The organism is Succinivibrio dextrinosolvens DSM 3072 (assembly GCF_900167015.1).
GTDB lineage: Bacteria > Pseudomonadota > Gammaproteobacteria > Enterobacterales > Succinivibrionaceae > Succinivibrio > Succinivibrio dextrinosolvens.
In genome coordinates this window covers 1-2730 of record NZ_FUXX01000082.1, presented here as the reverse complement: position 1 = coordinate 2730, position 2730 = coordinate 1, and the positions used below count along the sequence as shown (strand labels likewise).

Here is a 2730-nt window from a genome sequence, read left to right as displayed (position 1 = left end):
AACTAATTCAGCAACGGATCGCAACTGGTAACAGTTGCATATCCTTTAATTTATGAGGATCCTAGAATAAATTTCTTAAGATCCTAGGTATGATATATATTAGCAAAAGATAGATAGAGCAAGAAATCCATTCAAAGGATGGAACTTATATCAAAAAAATTATTTTATAAAAAAATGAATTTAATACAAGCTCTGCATGAAGCAGAGCTGGCAGGAATTATTCTTCGAAATCTACAGCGACACGCTCTAAGGTAATGTCTTTGCAGATACTTGCAACAGCAACATGACGAGGGTCTGTTGCATAGGAATTTAAATCTTCCATTGAATCAAACTCACATATTAGTGATGCTGAAAACTTCTCCTTAGGATTGATATTAGCACCAACCTCTAATGATTTTAGGACCTCAATCTGTCCTACAAGCCCTCTTAATCCATCCAGGAACTGATTCATCTGAGCCTCGGTTCCCTCTTTGAATTTCCACATAACTACATGTTTAATCATGATTCCACCTTAAAGTTTTATCTGTCGATTTTTTCTATCTTAAATACATTTATAGTATCAACATCAGGACAGCAGAAAGTTGCACAACCGTCCTCCTGATGAGGTATCTTTCCTCCATACCGAAGAATATCGATATAAGGGAAAGCAACATGACAAGCCATAGGACAAAGCTTACCACGCTCTGAATCAAAGTCAAAAGTATCACCAACTTTATGACCTCTATGACATGGATGTTTTCCTAGTCTATCTATTATAGTTATTTTTATAGCAGGTCTAGCCATTTTCTAATCAATGTAAAACTCTCTCATTGGAAGACGAGGAGCTGCTACAGGTAAATCTCCTTCAGGATAGCCTAAAGCCAGATGACCTACTCCAACAAAATCCTCTGCATTTAAACCTAAAGAATGGAAGATATCCTTATAAACATCATAAGATAATCCTTCCTTAGCACGGTTGATCCAGCATGAACCTAAACCTAAAGCATGAGCAGCAATCATCATATTGCCTAAAGCTAAAGTGCCATCAGCAAACGCGGTCTTATCATTTGCCTTAAGAGAACCTGCTACTAAAATGACTACTGGAGCTCCGTAGAATGTATCAGTATTAGGGCTTCCCATAATCTCAGCGTTTACCTGAGTAATTTCTGTAATTAGATCTCTATTGGTAATTGTGATAATAACAGGAGCCTGTTTTCCTTTTCCTGAAGCAGCATATAGGCCAGCTTCAACAATCTGCTTTAGAAGCTCTTTTGGTACAGCCTGATCCTTGTACTTTCTGACAGAGCGTCTTGTTTTGATACAGTTTAGAACGGATTCCATGATTGACTCCTAAATAATCTTATAGAGATTGGTAATAGATAGTAATTTTCCAAATTTCTTTCCTGTCTGAGGAATGGTACCGCCATCCTCAAAGTCGAAGGATTTAAAAAGATTTATGCTTTTATCATTATCAGTAGTGATAACTGCAATTATATTATGGATATCATCTCTATTCTTTGCATAATCCAGAACATATCTGCAAAGTTCTCTTCCGATTCCCTGCTTTCTGAAATCCTTATGGACATATAGAGATATTTCAACAGTCTGTGCATATGCATCTAAAAAACGATATGGAGAAAGAGAACAGTACCCTACAACAAGATCTTCTATAACAGCGACGAAAATAGGATGATTAGAATCATTGTGAGCTAGAAACCATTTAATTCCAGCTGACTCATCACGAGGCTGTGTATCAAAGGTTACTGTAGTATTTATAACCTCATGATTGTAGATTTTGTTTATAGAAGCAACATCATCTAAAGTAGCTTTTCTAATCATTTCTTGAAAAAAATTATAATCAGTAAAAAAAAGTATATTTGTACTCGAACAGATTTTTAGCAAATAAAAACGGTACAAAAGCAAAATTACACTATTATTCTATAATATTGTGTAAGAAAAAAACTAATGTACAACAATCAATTAATACATTATTACAAAAATTCACCAAAAAGGATCTCTGGAGATTAGAAATGAAAAAAGCAGTTAACCCAATGATGATTATTACTACAGCTTTTCCTTTAATTCAGGGACTGATTAACATACATCCATTAAAAGCATTTTCAAAAGATAAAATCAAATTCTCCTGCGTATCTCAAATAAAAGGAAGACGTCGTTACAGGAGTGAGCTTTTAAAACAGGAAAAATTTGCAACTGCTTTAAAGGAGAAAATAGACTCCAGCAAGTTATTAAAAAAACTAACTATCAATAATGTCACTGGATCTATGCTTCTGGAATATACATGCGCAGAAGAAAAGATCGATGAAATGATGAATGCTCTCAATGAACAGAGTAAAAAATTAAATGAAAACAAGGCTTCCGCAGAAAAGAAAGGACAGAGAAAAGGACAAAGATTAGCCAAAACAGCAATGAGTGCTACGACAGCCTTAGCTGGAGGAAAAGGTGCTGCTGCATTAGGGAAAGGAATGAGCAAAGGGATGGGAATGAAAGGTGGTAAAGCAACCTCACTACTCCCTTCTCTACTCACTTCGATAAATCTGAGTGGACTTTCTGGAATAGTGGCAACCGTCTGCATTGCATGGGGAGGCTATAAGTTATTTACCAGAAATCAAATTCCGGTAGGACCACAGCTTATATGGTTCGGATATAAGGCTATCGAAGGATTAACAAAAAGATAGTATTCAGATACGAAAAAACCGAGATGCAAAAACATCTCGGTCTTTCTAAAAGGGA

General features: G+C 35.7%; 5 protein-coding genes. 1 reads left to right on the top strand and 4 read right to left on the bottom strand.

From position 1 onward, the window contains the following. Window positions 1-217: 217 nt before the first annotated feature. Genes B5D46_RS11840 through B5D46_RS11825 form a run of 4 tightly spaced genes read right to left on the bottom strand, consistent with a single transcriptional unit; the run spans window position 218 to window position 1818 of the window. Entirely contained in the window at window positions 218-502 is a 285-nt protein-coding gene (locus B5D46_RS11840) for a Dabb family protein (RefSeq protein ID WP_074841800.1), read from the bottom strand. Between the two features lie 17 nt (window positions 503-519). Continuing rightward, window positions 520-783 carry a TIGR04076 family protein gene (locus tag B5D46_RS11835; protein WP_078929629.1) on the bottom strand — a complete coding sequence of 88 codons (264 nt, stop codon included), beginning with the start codon at window positions 781-783 and terminating at the stop codon, window positions 520-522. A 3-nt stretch (window positions 784-786) separates the two neighbouring features. Continuing rightward, the gene (locus B5D46_RS11830; RefSeq protein ID WP_078929628.1) at window positions 787-1320 is read right to left on the bottom strand and encodes a nitroreductase family protein; all 534 of its coding nucleotides are present in this window, start codon (window positions 1318-1320) and stop codon (window positions 787-789) included. Window positions 1321-1329: 9 nt separating this feature from the next. Next, window positions 1330-1818 (bottom strand): GNAT family N-acetyltransferase, encoded by a 489-nt coding sequence (locus B5D46_RS11825; RefSeq protein WP_078929627.1) that lies wholly within the window; start codon window positions 1816-1818, stop codon window positions 1330-1332. Window positions 1819-2009: 191 nt separating this feature from the next. On the opposite strand from B5D46_RS11825, the gene B5D46_RS11820 reads away from it, so the two are divergent. Next, on the top strand, window positions 2010-2675 hold the full coding sequence (locus B5D46_RS11820; RefSeq protein WP_078929626.1) for an HMA2 domain-containing protein: 666 nt from the start codon (window positions 2010-2012) through the stop codon (window positions 2673-2675). The last annotated feature ends 55 nt before the right edge of the window (window positions 2676-2730 follow it).

What these genes read in the sequence shown, in the direction of transcription:
- B5D46_RS11840 (WP_074841800.1), bottom strand. Translation starts at nt 502, where the DNA reads ATGATTAAACATGTAGTTATGTGGAAATTCAAAGAGGGAACCGAGGCT.
- B5D46_RS11835 (WP_078929629.1), bottom strand. Translation starts at nt 783, where the DNA reads ATGGCTAGACCTGCTATAAAAATAACTATAATAGATAGACTAGGAAAA.
- B5D46_RS11830 (WP_078929628.1), bottom strand. Translation starts at nt 1,320, where the DNA reads ATGGAATCCGTTCTAAACTGTATCAAAACAAGACGCTCTGTCAGAAAG.
- B5D46_RS11825 (WP_078929627.1), bottom strand. Translation starts at nt 1,818, where the DNA reads ATGATTAGAAAAGCTACTTTAGATGATGTTGCTTCTATAAACAAAATC.
- B5D46_RS11820 (WP_078929626.1), top strand. Translation starts at nt 2,010, where the DNA reads ATGAAAAAAGCAGTTAACCCAATGATGATTATTACTACAGCTTTTCCT.